Consider the following 14,163-nt stretch of genomic DNA (forward strand, 5'->3'; position numbering starts at 1 on the left):
GCAATTTTGTGGATTTGTCGCGCCGATTGCGCAACAAAAAAGCGGGCCTCTTGCGAGACCCGCTTTCAACCTGTTCCGGCCTGCGCCTAGACCAGAGTGGCCTGTGTTGCAGCGCGCATGTCTTCCTCAGACACACCTTCAGCCAGCTCGACGATTTTGAGGCCGCCTTCGACGACATCCAGCACACCGAGGTTGGAGATGATGCGGTCAACCACGCCTTTACCTGTGAGCGGCAGGGTGCACTCTTTGAGCACCTTGCTGTCACCGTGTTTGTTGGTGTGGTCCATAACGACAACCACACGGCCCACGCCTGCGACAAGATCCATTGCGCCGCCCATGCCTTTGACGAGCTTGCCAGGGATCATCCAGTTGGCCAGATCGCCGTTCTCGGCGACTTCCATCGCTCCCAAGATCGCCATGGCGATCTTGCCACCGCGGATCATGCCGAAGCTTTGCGCGCTGTCAAAGTAAGCCGTCTGGGGCAGCTCTGTGATGGTCTGCTTGCCTGCGTTGATCAGGTCGGCGTCTTCCTCGCCTTCGATGGGGAAAGGCCCCATGCCGAGCATACCGTTTTCGGACTGAAGCGTCACTTCAACACCTTCGGGGATGTAGTTGCTCACCAGCGTCGGAATACCGATGCCGAGGTTTACATACCAGCCGTCTTGCAGCTCGAGTGCGGCGCGTGCCGCCATTTGATTGCGATCCCACATGTTATGCGCTCCTCACTGTGCGTTGCTCGATGCGCTTCTCGTGCTCACCTTGAATGATGCGGTGCACATAGATGCCGGGCAGGTGGATGCTGTCGGGGTCAAGCGAGCCTGTCGGCACGATCTCTTCCACTTCGACAACGCAGACCTTGCCGCACATGGCGGCAGGCGGGTTGAAGTTGCGGGCTGTCTTGCGGAACACAAGGTTGCCCGTTGCGTCGGCTTTCCAGGCTTTGACAATGGCAAGGTCCGCGAAGATGCCTTCTTCCATGATATAGGTTTCAGCTTCTCCATCGGGGCCAGTGGGGAAGTCTTTGTGCTCTTTGCCTTCGGCGATGACCGTGCCAACACCTGTTTTGGTGTAAAAGCCGGGAATGCCGCAGCCGCCTGAGCGCATGCGCTCGGCCAGAGTGCCTTGGGGGTTGAATTCAAGCTCAAGCTCGCCCGAGAGATACTGGCGCATGAACTCGGCGTTTTCACCCACGTAAGAGCTGATCATTTTCTTCACTTGCTTGGTTTGCAGCAAGATGCCGATGCCGAAATCATCAACGCCTGCGTTGTTGGAGGCGAAGGTGAGATCTTTGGTGCCAGCGTCTTTGATGGCTTGCAAAAGAAGCTCGGGGATGCCGCACAGGCCAAAGCCGCCCGAGGCGATGAACATGCCATCGTGGAGAAGGCCGTCCAGCGCTTCTGCGGCTGATCCGTAGACTTTTTTCATGGGATGACTCCTGAGGTGGATACTTTGGGCGAGTTGTGGCGCGGGCCGGTCTCAGAGTCAATCGTGGCAGGGTTTCTACTTAGGCTTTCTGCAGGGTCAGATCAGGCGGACTTGCGTGCCGATCTTGGCGATTGCGTAAAGCTCTTCGATCTTTTCGTTATAGAGCCCGATGCAGCCATCAGAAGAGGGGCGGCCTATCTTGCGGGTGTCGTGGGTGCCGTGGATAAGGTAGGCGGGCCAGCTCAGATAAAGCGCATGGCTGCCAAGCGGGTTTTCAGGCGCGCCGCCTGCGACGGGTTTCCACTCGGGGAAGCGTTCCATCATCGAGGCGGTTGGCGTCCAGCTTGGTGCAACCTTCTTGCGCACGATTTGAGTGTAGCCCCGTTTTGTCAGCTCGTCGGTTCTGGGCACAGAGGTGGGGTAGATCCGGTAGTCGCTGCCGTCTTCTGACCAGAAGTGCAGGGCGCGCGAAACGGTGTCACAGACAATGGCTCCGACCCCCAAGCTCTCAAAGTGGTCGCGCCAGTCTTGGGTGGCAAAGCTTGAGATATTGCGGCGGTTCACCTCCGGGGTGGCGAGGCTATCGGGCAGGGGCGCGGCTTGGGCGACTGCAGGCACAACAAGCGAGGCGCTTGCCCCCAGCAAAAGCGCGCGGCGGGATAGGGTGTTTGCAGACATGTCTGGGCCTTTGCGTGAGTTTCGGTTCGCGGGCTGTAAAAACAGGTTATCCGCTCACCTGAAACTCACATTTGCGTGGGCCAGACGTTATCTGGCCTTGGCGCTACTCGGCCTTCTTTTTAGCCGCAGGCTTTTTGGCGGCGGCTTTCTTGGGCGCGGCCTTTTTCTTGGCTGCGGGCTTTTTCGCAGCAGCCTTTTTGGGCGCGGCTTTCTTCTTGCCACCTTTGGCTGCTTTTTCGGCAATCAGCTCTACAGCCTGCTCAAGCGTCAGGTCTTCTGGCTTTGTGTCTTTGGGGAGGGTCGCGTTGACCTTTTCCCACTTCACATAGGGGCCGTAGCGCCCTTCCATGACATTGATAGGCCCGCCGCTTTCGGGATGCTCGCCCAACTCTTTGAGTGGCTTGGCAGCGGCTGAGCGGCCTCGCCCCGGGTTGGCGCGTTTTTCAGCCAGAAGCTCAACGGCACGGTTCATACCCAGCTCGAAGACATCGTTCGGGTCTTTGAGGTTTGCGTATGTCGGTTTTGCGTCATCAGGCAACTGGTGCATCACGTAGGGGCCAAAGCGGCCAAAGTTGGTGGTGATCATGCCGCCTTCAGGATGATCGCCGATCTGGCGCGGCAGGGAGAGAAGCGTGAGAGCTTTCTCAAGGTCCATTGCGTCTTTTTCCCAGCCTTTGGGCAGAGACGCGCGCGGTGGTTTCTTGTTTTCGGGCGTTGGCTCGCCGCGTTGCACATAGGGGCCGAAGCGGCCTGACTTGAGCCAGATCTCGTCGCCTGCATCTTCGCCAAGCACACGCTCGTCACCGTCTGCACCCTCGCCCGCGATGGGGCGGGTGTAGGTGCATTCGGGGTAGTTGCCGCAGCCGACAAAGCCACCTGTGCGCGAGGACTTCAGATGAAGCTGGCCATTGCCACATTTGGGGCAAACGCGCGGATCAGAGCCGTCTTCGCGTGGCGGATAGAGCTGTGGTGCGAGGGCTGCATCGAGGACATCAAGCACTTCGGAGATACGCAGTTCGCTTGTTTCGGCGATGGCGGCGGAAAAATCTTTCCAGAAGCGCTCCAAAACTTTCTTGTAGTCGCGGTTGCCAGCAGAGACATCGTCAAGCTCGTCTTCAAGGGAGGACGTAAACTCATAGCCGACATATTTGCGGAAGAAATTCAGCAGGAAGATCGTGACGATGCGGCCCTTGTCTTCTGGGAAGAGGCGGTTTTGCTCTTTGCGCACATATTCCCGATCCTGGATCGTTGTGATGACGCTGGCGTAGGTCGAGGGGCGGCCAATGCCAAGCTCTTCCATGCGCTTTACCAAGGTTGCTTCGGTGTAGCGGGGGGGTGGCTGTGTGAAGTGTTGGTCGGGTGTGACCGATTTCTTCGGGGCAGGCTCGCCCTGGCTGATTTGCGGCAAGCGCTTGTCATCATCATCGACAACCGCATCATCGCGGCCTTCTTCGTAGATCGCCATGAAGCCGTCAAACAACACAACCTGACCTGTGGCGCGCAGCCCGACTTGGCCATCTGCCGAGCCGATATCAACGGTGGTGCGCTCCATGCGTGCGCTTTCCATCTGGCAGGCGAGTGTGCGCTTCCAGATGAGGTCATAGAGCTTGGCTTGGTCCGCATCGCGCAGCCCGAGCGCGGCTGCGTCGGCTTCAAGGTTGGTCGGGCGGATACACTCGTGCGCCTCTTGGGCGTTCTTGGCTTTGTTCTTGTAGATACGCGGGCTGGCGGGCACATATTTTTCGCCAAAGCGCGCGGCGATGGCGGCGCGCGCCTCGGTGACGGCTTCGGGGGCCATGTCGATCCCGTCGGTTCGCATATAGGTGATGTGACCTGCCTCATAGAGGCGCTGGGCCGTGCTCATACAGGCGCGTGCCCCCATGCCGAACTTGCGCGAGGCTTCTTGCTGGAGCGTGGATGTCATGAAGGGGGCGGCCGGGTTGCGCGAGGCAGGTTTGGCTTCGACTGACGTGATAGAGAGATCACGGCTGCTGATGGCCTGCACGGCAAGCTCTGCTTGCGTGTCGTTGGAGATGTCGAATTTCTCAAGCTTCTTGCCTGCCAGAACGGTCAGGCGGGCTTCATACTCCTGACCACGTGGTGTGCTGAGCACGGCTTTGACTGTCCAGTATTCTTGCGGGTTGAACGCTTCGATCTCCATTTCGCGCTCAACGATGAGGCGCAGGCAGACCGATTGCACACGGCCTGCCGAGCGCGCACCCGGCAGTTTGCGCCAGAGAACCGGTGAGAGATTGAAGCCGACGAGATAGTCGAGCGCGCGGCGGGCGAGGTAGGCCTCGACCAATGGCGCATCAATCTCGCGGGGGTTTTGCATGGCTTCGGTGACGGCGGCCTTGGTGATCGCGTTGAAGACAACGCGGCTGACGGGCGTGTCTTTTTTGATCGCCTTGCGCTTGCGCAGGGCTTCTTCCAAGTGCCAGCTGATGGCCTCCCCCTCGCGGTCGGGGTCGGTCGCGAGAATGAGATTCGGGTCGTCTTTGAGAGCATCGGCAATGGCTTTGACATGCTTGCGGCTGTCAACGCCGACTTCCCATGTCATCTCGAAATCATGCTCTGTGTCGACCGAACCGTCTTTGGGTGGCAGGTCGCGCACGTGTCCGTAAGAGGCAAGCACGGTGTAGTCAGAGCCGAGATACTTATTGATCGTTTTGGCCTTGGCCGGAGATTCGACGACAACTACGGGCATAAACTTCCTCTCAAATGTGCACATGCAATGGCCGCGCAAAATGTGGGCAGAGGGTAGGGAATGTCAATGCGATGATTGGCGCTTTACCTGAAAATGCAGTGTAGGTGCGGTTAGTGGCGGGTGTTTTCGGGTTCTTTTGAGAGCATTCCACCTGCGGCACGGCTGATCTTTCCGTCCATCTCAAGCTCGACCAGCACAGGGCCAACGGTGGCGGCCGGCTGGGCGAGGTCGCGGATGAGCTGGTCTTCGGGCAGGGGTGAAGGGCCGAGGCGCGAGAGGATCTGTTGGTGCAAGGCGGCTGTTTCGGCAAGGCCGCGCCGCTCGGGGGGCGGGGGCGCAATATCGAGCGCAAGCTCTGGTTGGGGGGTCGCGGCAGCCTCTGCCAGCGGGGCCAGTGCCTCTAGAACATCGGCAGAGGAGCGTACGAGCGTGGCCCCGTCACGGATGAGCATATTGCAGCCAGAGGCCCGGGCATCAAAGGGATGGCCCGGTACGGCCAGAACCTCGCGCCCCTGATCCAGAGCGTTGCGCGCGGTGATGAGGCTGCCTGACTTGGCCGCGGCTTCAACAACAATCAGCCCGCTCGCCAGCCCGGAGATCAGCCTGTTGCGGCGCGGGAAATGCCGCGCTTGAGGAGACAAGCCCATGGGCTGTTCGCTGATCAAGAGCCCCTTTTGGGAGATATCACGCGCCAAATGCGCATTTTCAGAAGGGTAGATCACATCAACGCCACCTGCCAGCACGGCAATGGTGCCGCCCTCAAGGCTGGCAAGGTGGGCCGCGGTATCGACACCGCGCGCAAGCCCCGAGACGATGACATGGCCGGCCTCTGAAAGCTCGGCAGCCAGCATGCGCGCTGTGCGCCCGCCCAAAGAGGAGGCGTTGCGCGCTCCCACCATGCCAATGGCAGGGCGCTTGAAAAGAGACACGTCTCCGCGCACCCAAAGGAGGGGCGGGGGATCTGAGAGATCACAGAGAGCTGTGGGATAGTCGGCTGCGCCAAAGCAAAGGAGCTCTGCGCCGGCGTCGCGGCCACGGGCCAGCTCTGCGCGGGCGGCGTCTTCTGAAAAGGGTGTGTAGCGCTCAACGCCTGCTGCGCGGGCAATGTCTGGTAGGGCTTCAAGTGCGGCGGCGGCGCTGCCATGTTCGCCCAGCAGGCGGAAGAAAGTTGCGATCCCGACACGACGGGAGCGCAAGAGACGAAGCCACAACACCCGATCATCTTCCGTGGTGGGTGGGAGTGGGGGGTGAGTGGAAGGATGTAAACCTTCAGGCATTGCGACTCCGTTCTCTTACAGAATCATCTTTACCTATTGTTGGTTAACAGCTTCTGAATCAGACTCTGTTTTCAGCACAGCACCGGGATTCATGATGCCATTTGGGTCTAGTGCAGCTTTTATGGCGCGCATGGAAGCCAGTTTGGCGGGGTCGCCGTAGCGCTCCAGATCATCCGCCTTCAGGCGGCCCAAGCCATGCTCGGCAGAAAAGCTGCCGCCCATTTCCACTGTGATATCGTGCACAATGGTCTGCACTTCGTGGGCAATGCCTTTGTAGCTGTCACGCGCCCCGCCTTTGGGCGGGTAGACATTATAATGCAGGTTGCCGTCGCCCAAGTGACCAAAACAATTGATACGGTAGTCACCATGCGCTGCCAGTGCGGCCTCTGCCTTTGGAATAAACGCAGGAATGGCGCTGAGCGGAAGAGATATGTCGTGGCTTGAAATGCCGCCGATGGCTTTGTTGGCAATCGGGATCGCTTCGCGCAGGCCCCAGAGCGCGGCTGATTGGCTTTCACTTTGTGCAATGATGCCATCGCTTGCGAGGTCGTCTTCAAGGGCGACTTCAAAGAGCTCTTCAAACAGATCTTGCGGGGTAGGCCCACGTGCGAGGCCCAGCTCTGTCAGGACCATCCATTCGGGTGGTTCGGCCCACGGCAGGCGAAAATCGGGTAGCTTTTCGGCGACAAAATCAAGCCCCTGACGATGCAACAGTTCAAAGGCGCTGATGGTTTCGCCCGCGATGTCGCGTAGGTGCGCCAGAAGCTTCAGCGCGGCTTCCGGGCTGTTGACGGCAAAAAGCGCTGTGCCTGTCTGGGCGGGGCGGGGGAAAAGCTTGAGCGCTGCGGCGGTGATCACTCCGAGGGTGCCCTCAGAGCCTATCAGCAGGTTGCGCAGGTCATAGCCTGTGTTGTCTTTGCGCAGACGGGTGAGGCCGTTCCATATGGTGCCATCCGGCATGACAGCCTCAAGGCCGAGAACAAGGTCGCGCGCATTGCCGTAGCGCAACACATTGATGCCACCGGCATTGGTTGCGAGGTTGCCACCGATCTGCGCGGTGCCTTTGGAGCCAATTGAAAGAGGAAAGAGGCGGTTTGCCTCGGTGGCCGCGTCTTGTACGGCTTGAAGTGTGCAGCCTGCCTCAACCACGACGACGTTTTCAGAGGCGTGCATGGCGCGCACACGGTTCATCCGCTCAAGCGACAGGAGAAGCGGCGCACCCTCGCCCATGACTTGCCCGCCGACAAGCCCTGTGCCACCCCCATAGGGAATGAGCGCGATACGATTTGCGGCGGCGAAAGCCACAATGGTGCTGACCTCTGCGACAGACTGCGGCGCCGCAACTGCGGCCGCTACGCCCTGCCATTTGGCACGGGGCTCCTCAAGGTAGCGCGGAGCCACTTCGCGTAAAGTGCCCTCGGGCAAGAGTGCGTCGAGCTGCGCGAGCAGATCGGAGGAAAGGGGCGTTAGCATGGCCTAGCCTATATCTGTTTTGCCGCGGCGATCCATTCGCAGGGCGGCGTAGAGCACATGGTTGCGCCAGCGCCCGTTGATTTGCAAATAGCTCTGCGCAACGCCTTCATATTTGAAGCCGGATCGCTCCAAAAGGCCGCGCGAGGGCGTGTTTTCGGGCAGGCAAGCGGCTTCGATGCGAGACAAATCCATGACGTGGAAGCCGTGGTGCACCACGGCTGTCAGGGCCTCGCGCATGTAGCCTTGGCGCGCAAAAGCTTCGCCTGTCCAGTAGCCGACTGTGGCCGCCTGGGCGGGGCCGCGGCGGATGTTGTCGATGGTGATCGCGCCGACGAGCTGGTCATCGGAGCGGCGGATGATGAAGAGCGGTAGCGCTGTATCGCCCGACATGGAACGCTGGGCCCAGTAGACACGGTTGGTGAAGGCGCGGCGCGAGAGGTGGTCAATGTTCCAGCTTGGCTCCCAAGGCGCAAGGAAGGGCTCGGAGGCACGGCGCAAGGCTACCCAGCTGTGAAAGTCGGAATGAACGGGTGCGCGCAGGCTCAGACGGTCGGTCTCGATCCTGAGTTTTTTGCGCACCCGCATCAGCATATTATGCGGCCCGTTTTTGCAGGAGGACGTCAAGCTCGGGCGCGTCGGCGACGGGGCCGTAGAGCGCGAGGGCTGTCTTGGCTGTTGTGGCCATTTCAGCGCCAAAGTCGCGCACGCCTTGCGCTGTCACGGCGTCGATCTTCTCAACCACTTCGTCAAGGTCTGGCACGCGACCCCAGATCTGGGTCATGCGGGCCAGGCGCTCGGCGCGGTTTGAGGGGCCTTCAAGGCCCATCAGCATTCCTGCTTTCATCTGAACGCGGGCGCGGTCAACTTCGGCTTGAGACATGTCTTCGGCCGCACGGGCCATTTCGGCCAGTGTGATTTCGGCCAGCTCGCCCACTTGCTCCCCTGAGGTGCCCGCGTAGATTGTCATCATGCCTGTGTCGGCGTGAGCGCCTGCGGAGGCAAAAATGCTATAGCACAGTCCGCGCTTTTCGCGGATCTCCTGAAACAGGCGAGAGGACATGCCGCCACCAAGGGCTGAGGCGTAGATCTGAGCGGTGAAGATGCCTTCATCGCGGTAGGCAGGGCCTTCAAAGCCCATGGCGAAATGCGCTTGCTCAAGGTCTTTGACAACGCGGCGTTCCCCGCCTGTAAACCGCGCCAGCGTCTCGGGTTGGGCGCTGCCGCGTGGCATTGCCGCAAAAAGCGCTTCGGCCTGTTTCACAAGCGCGTCATGATCCACTGCGCCAGCGGCAGAGAGGATCATGTTTTCGGGGCCATAATACTGGCTGACGAACTCTTTGAGGTTGTCCCGTGAAAAGGCGCGCACGCGTTCGGTCGGGCCAAGAATGGTGCGGCCCAAAGCCTGCTCCGGGTAGGCCTCTTCCTGAAGCCAGTCAAAGATCACATCATCGGGGGTGTCGAGCGCTTGGCCGATTTCTTGCAAGATAACGCCACGCTCGACCTCGATTTCGCGGGGGTCAAACACGGGGTTCACAAGGATATCGCCGATCACATCGACGGCGAGCGGCACATCGCCCGCGAGCACGCGTGCGTAATAGGCTGTCGTTTCGCGGCTGGTGTAGGCGTTGATATAGCCTCCGACATTCTCGATTTCTTCGGCGATATCGAGAGCCGAGCGTGTCTTGGTGCCTTTAAAGGCCATATGCTCAAGGAAGTGTGCGATGCCGTTTTGTTGCAGTGTCTCGTGGCGCGCGCCTGCTGTGATCCAGATGCCGACGGAGGCCGACTGCAGACCAGGCATATGCTCGGTGACAATGCGGAAGCCGTTTGAGAGAGTATGGGTCTGGATGCTCAATGCGCGATCCGTTCTTTGATGAGGGTTTGAATGGCGGCGAGATCATTCTCGACGCGTGTGACGCGCTCGTCGCGCTCAAAAAGGTCGGCCATGCGCGGGGGCAGTGGCGGGCGGATGCCGCTTGCGGCCTCGACAGCGTCGGGGAACTTGGCAGGATGCGCTGTGGCCAGCGTGATCATGGGGGTGTCGGCCTTCAGCTGCTCTTCGGCCACCTTCACGCCAATGGCGGAGTGCGGGCAGAGAAGCTCGCCTGTTTCGGCCAAGCTGCGGGTGATTGTGGCGCTGGTGTCGCTCTCGGAACAATTGCCGCTGTCATAGCTCTCGCGCAGGGCTTGCAACGCGCCTTGACTGACGGAGAAGCCAGATGCCTTGAGCTCTTCCATGAGCTGCGCCACGGGAGCTGCATCGCGGCCATAGGCCTCAAACAGGGCGCGCTCGAAATTGGAGCTGACCTGAATGTCCATTGACGGGCTGATGGACGGCGTGACGCCATCGGGGCGATATTCGGCTGTTGAGAGACACCGGTGAAGAATGTCGTTCTGGTTTGTTGCGACAACAAGGCGGTCGATGGGCAGGCCCATGCGCTTGGCGATGTAGCCTGCGAAGATGTCGCCGAAGTTGCCTGTGGGGACTGTGAAGCTGACCTTGCGGTGTGGCGCGCCGAGCGCGACGGCGGAAGAGAAGTAATACACAACCTGTGCAAGCACGCGGCCCCAGTTGATGGAGTTTACGCCCGCAAGGCGCACCCCATCGCGGAAGTCAAAGTCGTTGAACATGTCTTTAACGCGCGCCTGACAGTCGTCAAAGTCGCCGGTGACGGCGAGCGCGTGCACGTTGCTCTCTGTGGGCGTCGTCATCTGGCGGCGCTGCACCTCTGAGACGCGGCCATGTGGGTAGAGGATAAAGACATCGACGTTGGAGAGGCCGCGAAACGCCTCGATGGCGGCTGAGCCTGTGTCACCTGATGTGGCGCCAACGATTGTGATCCGTTTGCCCGAGCGCTCGAGAGCGGCCTGAAACATCTGGCCGATGATCTGCATGGCGAAGTCTTTGAAGGCGAGTGTAGGGCCATGAAACAGCTCGAGCAGGAAGTGGCCGCTGTCAAGCTGTACGAGTGGCGCGCGCGCGGCGTGGCCGAAGCCTGCATAGGCCTTGGCAATCAGCTCTTTGAACTCGGCGTTTGTGAAGGTGTCGCCGATGAATGGGCGCATGATGGCAAATGCCGTGTCCTCATAGGACAGGCCTGCGAGCGCGGCGATCTCGGTTTCGCTCAGGGTGGGGATGTCTTTGGGCAGATACAGCCCGCCATCACGGGCAAGGCCTGTGAGCATGGCGTCTTCAAAAGTGAGTTCAGGCGCTTGGCCGCGGGTCGAGATATATTTCATGGCTTCGCTTTCGCGTTTCGGCGTTGGAGAAAGTAGGCGGTCATTAGCACCCATACGGCGGCCAATCCATACCAAGTGATGATGTATTCAAGGTGGTTGTTGGGGATTGTGCTTGTATCAAGCGGCAAGGGCAGGAGCGCTTCGGGTTGGGGTGTTTCAACGCGGGTGACGATGAGCACCTCTTCGGTGTCGAGCGCTTGTGCAAGGGCAGGTACATCGCGGGCATACCATGTGTTGCCTGCGATGTCATTTTCAGGCGTGTAGCTGTCGCGTTCCTCTGGCCAGTGCAGGTTACCTTCAACCGTGGCGCGCCCTGCGGGGCGGGGCGTGTCTTTGTCACTCGAGCGCACATAGCCACGATCAACCAACAGGCGGCGGCCTTCGGTCTCGAAGGCCTGGATGATGCGGTAGCCGGCGCCATAGTCGCGGGTTGACACGAGGACGCGCACTTCCGGCCCTGTGAAGCTGCCTTGCACCGCGACGGCGCGGAACTGGTCAGTCACGGCATCGGGGTGTGCGGGCACCACCGCCGGAGCTGCGGCAAGGCGCGCGTCGATTGAGGCGATGTAGTCGGCCTTTTCGGCAAGGCGCGCCACTTGCCAGTTGCCGAGGCTGATAAGCACGGCAAGCACAAGCGCTGACAGAAGCAGGAAAGGCCAGTTTTTTATCATGGGCAAGACGTAAGGCGAGAGAGGGGGCACGTGCAAGGGGCCAAACGCGAAACGCCCCGCAAAAGCGGGGCGTTTGGTGTAACTTTTTGATCAGCTTGTGAAGGCTTATTGACCCCAGACGTAGATGCTGGCGAAGAGGAAGAGCCAGACCACATCGACGAAGTGCCAGTACCAGGCCGCCGCTTCGAAGCCAACGTGGCGCTCGGGCGTGAAGTGGCCCGCTTGCAAGCGGAAGAGGCAGACAGCAAGGAAGATCGTGCCGACCACAACGTGGAACCCGTGGAAGCCTGTCGCCATGAAGAAGTTGGCACCATAGATGTTGCCAGCAAAGCCAAAGCCTGCGTGGGTATATTCGTAGATCTGGAAGCCTGTGAAGATCACACCGAGAGCCACGGCAAGGATAAGACCCCACTTCATGTCTTCGCGGTTGTTCTCATGCGCCATTGCGTGGTGGGCCCATGTGGCCGCTGCACCGGAACATAGCAGGATGAGTGTGTTGATCAGAGGCAGGTGCCATGGGTCAAACGTCTCGATTCCAACAGGTGGCCATGGGCCGTCCACAGCGGGGCTTTGCGGGCCCATCGGATAGAGCGCGTGCTTGAAAAAGCTCCAGAACCAAGCTGCGAAGAACATGATCTCGGAGATGATGAACAGAACAACGCCGTACCGCAGGCCGATCTGAACGACAGGTGTGTGGTCGCCTGTGTTGCTTTCATGAACAACGTCAGCCCACCAGCCATACATGACATAGAAGGTGAACAGGAAACCCGCGATCATTACGAAAGGCGTGCTTCCGTGCATGAAAAGAACAGAACCAAAAAGCAGCACAAAACAAGCAAGCGATGCAAGCAGGGGCCATGGTGATGGGGGTAGGATGTGATAGTCGTGATTTTTTTCGTGCGCCATTGTGTCCCTCGCCTGAGGCTAGTTGTGATTAGTTAAGATTGGTTTTTTGGTCGGTCTCCAGAGCGGCTTGCGCTTCTGGGAGGTCGATTTGATAAAAGGTGTAGCCCAACGTGATGGTATGGACATACTGCCCTTCGCGATCTGTGACAATCTCTGGATCGACAAAGAAAGTCACGGGCATCTGCACCCGTTCGCCGGGCTGCAAGACTTGCTCTTCAAAGCAGAAGCAGTCGATCTTGGTGAAGAAACTGCCAGCTTCGTAGGGGGTTACATTGTAAGCCGCTGACCCTGCAACAGGTACGTCTGTCGGGTTGTAGGCCTCATAAAAGGCCAAGCCTGTCTCGCCGATGCGCACTTCCATCTCGCGTTGCATGGGCTTGAAGGTCCATGGGAAGTCACGCTCGATGGAGGCGTCAAAGCGGATCTTGATCGTTTGATCCAAGATCAGGTCCGAGCCTGCCTCGGCTGTGTTGGTCACGCCGCCAAAGCCCGTTACACGGCAAAACCAGTCATAAAACGGAACAGAAGCCCAAGCGAGGCCGCCCATCAGAATGACGACGCCAACTGTTTGTGCCAGTGTTTTGTTTTTACCTTCTAGTGCCATCAGTCACTTGTCTCCTGAGAAGAAGTTGATGTGGCTGTCCCGGTTGCGGCTGCTGCGGCCGCTTGTTTTTTGGCGTGCTCCGCCGCCATTTCCGCGTTTTGCGCGGTTAGTTTTACGTATGTCATCCCCATCACAAGGAAGACAAATGCACCCAGCACGAGGCCAAGGCCAACATTGCGGCTGCGACGGCGGCCGTGAAGTTCGTGCTCGACGCGAAGTTTACTGCTCATGACCAGCCTCCAAGACCGTAAGGCGCGAGGCCTTTTTCAACAAGAATCGCGACGAAATGCGCGAAGAGATAGAGCAGTGAGAAAGTGAAGAACTTTCTCTCGACTTTGTAATTGTCAGCATCGGCCTGTTCATCACCGCGGCGCCAGATATCAAACGCGCCTTTCAGGAAGATCGCGTTGAGGACCAAAGCAGCCGTCAGATAGATGGGGCCACCAATGCTGGTGAAGCCTGTTCCGATCGCGATGGGCGCGAGCAGGATTGTGTAGACAATAATGTGGGCGCGGGTTGCGGGGCGGCCATGCGTTACGTTGAGCATGGGCACGCCAGCGTCGCGGTAGTCAGACTTCATGAAGAGGGCCAGCGCCCAGAAGTGGGGGGGAGTCCACATGAAGATCAGAGTGAACATCAACACGCTTTCCACGCTGATGCCACCTGTTGCAACGGCCCAACCGATCATGGGAGGGAAGGCTCCGGCAGCGCCACCAATGACGATGTTTTGTGGCGTCCAGCGCTTGAGCCACATGGTGTAGACCACCACGTAGAAAAAAATCGTAAAGGCCAAAATGCCAGCTGCGACGAGGTTGGCCGCAAGGGCCAGCATCGTCACGGAGAAGACCGCGAGGAACATGCCAAAGGCAAATGTTTCGCTCTCGCTGATGATGCCAGCAGGGATCGGGCGGCTCTGGGTGCGGCGCATGATGCGGTCGATGTCGGCATCATACCACATGTTCAGCGCCCCTGATGCGCCGCCGCCAATGGCGATAAAGAGAATGGCGGCGAACCCGAGCAGAGGGTGCACAGGCACTGGTGCGGCGAGCAGGCCCACCAGTGCTGTGAAAACAACAAGCGACATGACACGGGGCTTCAGCAGCGCAAAATAATCGCCAAAGCCAGCTTCACCAGCTCGGGCAAGTGTTTTCGTCCGTGTGTTGATTGATGTGTCGCTCATCG

The 14,163-nt window shown here is 59.4% G+C and carries 14 protein-coding genes; all 14 read right to left on the bottom strand.

Annotation, left to right across the window (positions count from 1 at the left end):
• Nucleotides 1–86: 86 nt before the first annotated feature.
• Nucleotides 87–710, bottom strand: a complete 624-nt coding sequence (locus ACTG3X_RS10600) for a 3-oxoacid CoA-transferase subunit B (protein WP_439111241.1) — start codon at nt 708–710, stop codon at nt 87–89.
• Nucleotide 711: 1 nt separating this feature from the next.
• On the bottom strand, nt 712–1,425 hold the full coding sequence (locus tag ACTG3X_RS10605; protein ID WP_439111242.1) for a CoA transferase subunit A: 714 nt from the start codon (nt 1,423–1,425) through the stop codon (nt 712–714).
• A gap of 96 nt (nt 1,426–1,521) precedes the next feature.
• Nucleotides 1,522–2,103 (bottom strand): L,D-transpeptidase, encoded by a 582-nt coding sequence (locus tag ACTG3X_RS10610; protein ID WP_439111243.1) that lies wholly within the window; start codon nt 2,101–2,103, stop codon nt 1,522–1,524.
• 103 nt (nt 2,104–2,206) lie between these two features.
• Nucleotides 2,207–4,810: a type I DNA topoisomerase gene (topA, locus tag ACTG3X_RS10615; RefSeq protein WP_439111244.1), complete on the bottom strand. Its 2,604-nt coding sequence runs from the start codon at nt 4,808–4,810 to the stop codon at nt 2,207–2,209.
• A gap of 110 nt (nt 4,811–4,920) precedes the next feature.
• Nucleotides 4,921–6,087 (bottom strand): DNA-processing protein DprA, encoded by a 1,167-nt coding sequence (gene dprA, locus ACTG3X_RS10620; protein WP_439111245.1) that lies wholly within the window; start codon nt 6,085–6,087, stop codon nt 4,921–4,923.
• 33 nt (nt 6,088–6,120) lie between these two features.
• Nucleotides 6,121–7,560 (bottom strand): FAD-binding oxidoreductase, encoded by a 1,440-nt coding sequence (locus ACTG3X_RS10625; RefSeq protein WP_439111246.1) that lies wholly within the window; start codon nt 7,558–7,560, stop codon nt 6,121–6,123.
• A 3-nt stretch (nt 7,561–7,563) separates the two neighbouring features.
• Nucleotides 7,564–8,151 carry a GNAT family N-acetyltransferase gene (locus ACTG3X_RS10630; RefSeq protein ID WP_439111247.1) on the bottom strand — a complete coding sequence of 196 codons (588 nt, stop codon included), beginning with the start codon at nt 8,149–8,151 and terminating at the stop codon, nt 7,564–7,566.
• A gap of 1 nt (nt 8,152) precedes the next feature.
• Nucleotides 8,153–9,415 (bottom strand): M16 family metallopeptidase, encoded by a 1,263-nt coding sequence (locus ACTG3X_RS10635; RefSeq protein WP_439111248.1) that lies wholly within the window; start codon nt 9,413–9,415, stop codon nt 8,153–8,155.
• Nucleotides 9,412–10,800, bottom strand: a complete 1,389-nt coding sequence (thrC, locus tag ACTG3X_RS10640; RefSeq protein ID WP_439111249.1) for a threonine synthase — start codon at nt 10,798–10,800, stop codon at nt 9,412–9,414. Before thrC ends, ACTG3X_RS10635 begins: the two co-directional genes overlap by 4 nt.
• On the bottom strand, nt 10,797–11,471 hold the full coding sequence (locus ACTG3X_RS10645; RefSeq protein WP_439111250.1) for an SURF1 family protein: 675 nt from the start codon (nt 11,469–11,471) through the stop codon (nt 10,797–10,799). Before ACTG3X_RS10645 ends, thrC begins: the two co-directional genes overlap by 4 nt.
• Nucleotides 11,472–11,576: 105 nt before the next feature.
• Nucleotides 11,577–12,377: a cytochrome c oxidase subunit 3 gene (locus ACTG3X_RS10650; RefSeq protein WP_439111251.1), complete on the bottom strand. Its 801-nt coding sequence runs from the start codon at nt 12,375–12,377 to the stop codon at nt 11,577–11,579.
• A gap of 28 nt (nt 12,378–12,405) precedes the next feature.
• Nucleotides 12,406–12,981, bottom strand: coding sequence for a cytochrome c oxidase assembly protein (locus ACTG3X_RS10655; RefSeq protein WP_439111252.1), 576 nt, complete (start codon nt 12,979–12,981; stop codon nt 12,406–12,408).
• Nucleotides 12,981–13,211, bottom strand: a complete 231-nt coding sequence (locus ACTG3X_RS10660) for a cytochrome C oxidase assembly protein (protein ID WP_439111253.1) — start codon at nt 13,209–13,211, stop codon at nt 12,981–12,983. The genes ACTG3X_RS10655 and ACTG3X_RS10660 overlap by 1 nt, the downstream gene beginning before the upstream one ends.
• A complete protein-coding gene (cyoE, locus tag ACTG3X_RS10665) occupies nt 13,208–14,161 on the bottom strand; it encodes a heme o synthase (protein WP_439111254.1) in 954 nt (317 codons plus the stop codon). Before cyoE ends, ACTG3X_RS10660 begins: the two co-directional genes overlap by 4 nt.
• Nucleotides 14,162–14,163 lie beyond the last annotated feature (2 nt).

This window comes from Lentibacter sp. (genome assembly GCF_965658795.1).
GTDB lineage: Bacteria > Pseudomonadota > Alphaproteobacteria > Rhodobacterales > Rhodobacteraceae > Lentibacter.

What these genes read in the sequence shown, in the direction of transcription:
- cyoE (WP_439111254.1), bottom strand. Translation starts at nt 14,161, where the DNA reads ATGAGCGACACATCAATCAACACACGGACGAAAACACTTGCCCGAGCT.
- thrC (WP_439111249.1), bottom strand. Translation starts at nt 10,800, where the DNA reads ATGAAATATATCTCGACCCGCGGCCAAGCGCCTGAACTCACTTTTGAA.
- ACTG3X_RS10650 (WP_439111251.1), bottom strand. Translation starts at nt 12,377, where the DNA reads ATGGCGCACGAAAAAAATCACGACTATCACATCCTACCCCCATCACCA.
- ACTG3X_RS10605 (WP_439111242.1), bottom strand. Translation starts at nt 1,425, where the DNA reads ATGAAAAAAGTCTACGGATCAGCCGCAGAAGCGCTGGACGGCCTTCTC.
- ACTG3X_RS10600 (WP_439111241.1), bottom strand. Translation starts at nt 710, where the DNA reads ATGTGGGATCGCAATCAAATGGCGGCACGCGCCGCACTCGAGCTGCAA.
- ACTG3X_RS10645 (WP_439111250.1), bottom strand. Translation starts at nt 11,471, where the DNA reads ATGATAAAAAACTGGCCTTTCCTGCTTCTGTCAGCGCTTGTGCTTGCC.
- ACTG3X_RS10610 (WP_439111243.1), bottom strand. Translation starts at nt 2,103, where the DNA reads ATGTCTGCAAACACCCTATCCCGCCGCGCGCTTTTGCTGGGGGCAAGC.
- topA (WP_439111244.1), bottom strand. Translation starts at nt 4,810, where the DNA reads ATGCCCGTAGTTGTCGTCGAATCTCCGGCCAAGGCCAAAACGATCAAT.
- ACTG3X_RS10625 (WP_439111246.1), bottom strand. Translation starts at nt 7,560, where the DNA reads ATGCTAACGCCCCTTTCCTCCGATCTGCTCGCGCAGCTCGACGCACTC.
- dprA (WP_439111245.1), bottom strand. Translation starts at nt 6,087, where the DNA reads ATGCCTGAAGGTTTACATCCTTCCACTCACCCCCCACTCCCACCCACC.
- ACTG3X_RS10660 (WP_439111253.1), bottom strand. Translation starts at nt 13,211, where the DNA reads ATGAGCAGTAAACTTCGCGTCGAGCACGAACTTCACGGCCGCCGTCGC.
- ACTG3X_RS10655 (WP_439111252.1), bottom strand. Translation starts at nt 12,981, where the DNA reads ATGGCACTAGAAGGTAAAAACAAAACACTGGCACAAACAGTTGGCGTC.
- ACTG3X_RS10630 (WP_439111247.1), bottom strand. Translation starts at nt 8,151, where the DNA reads ATGCTGATGCGGGTGCGCAAAAAACTCAGGATCGAGACCGACCGTCTG.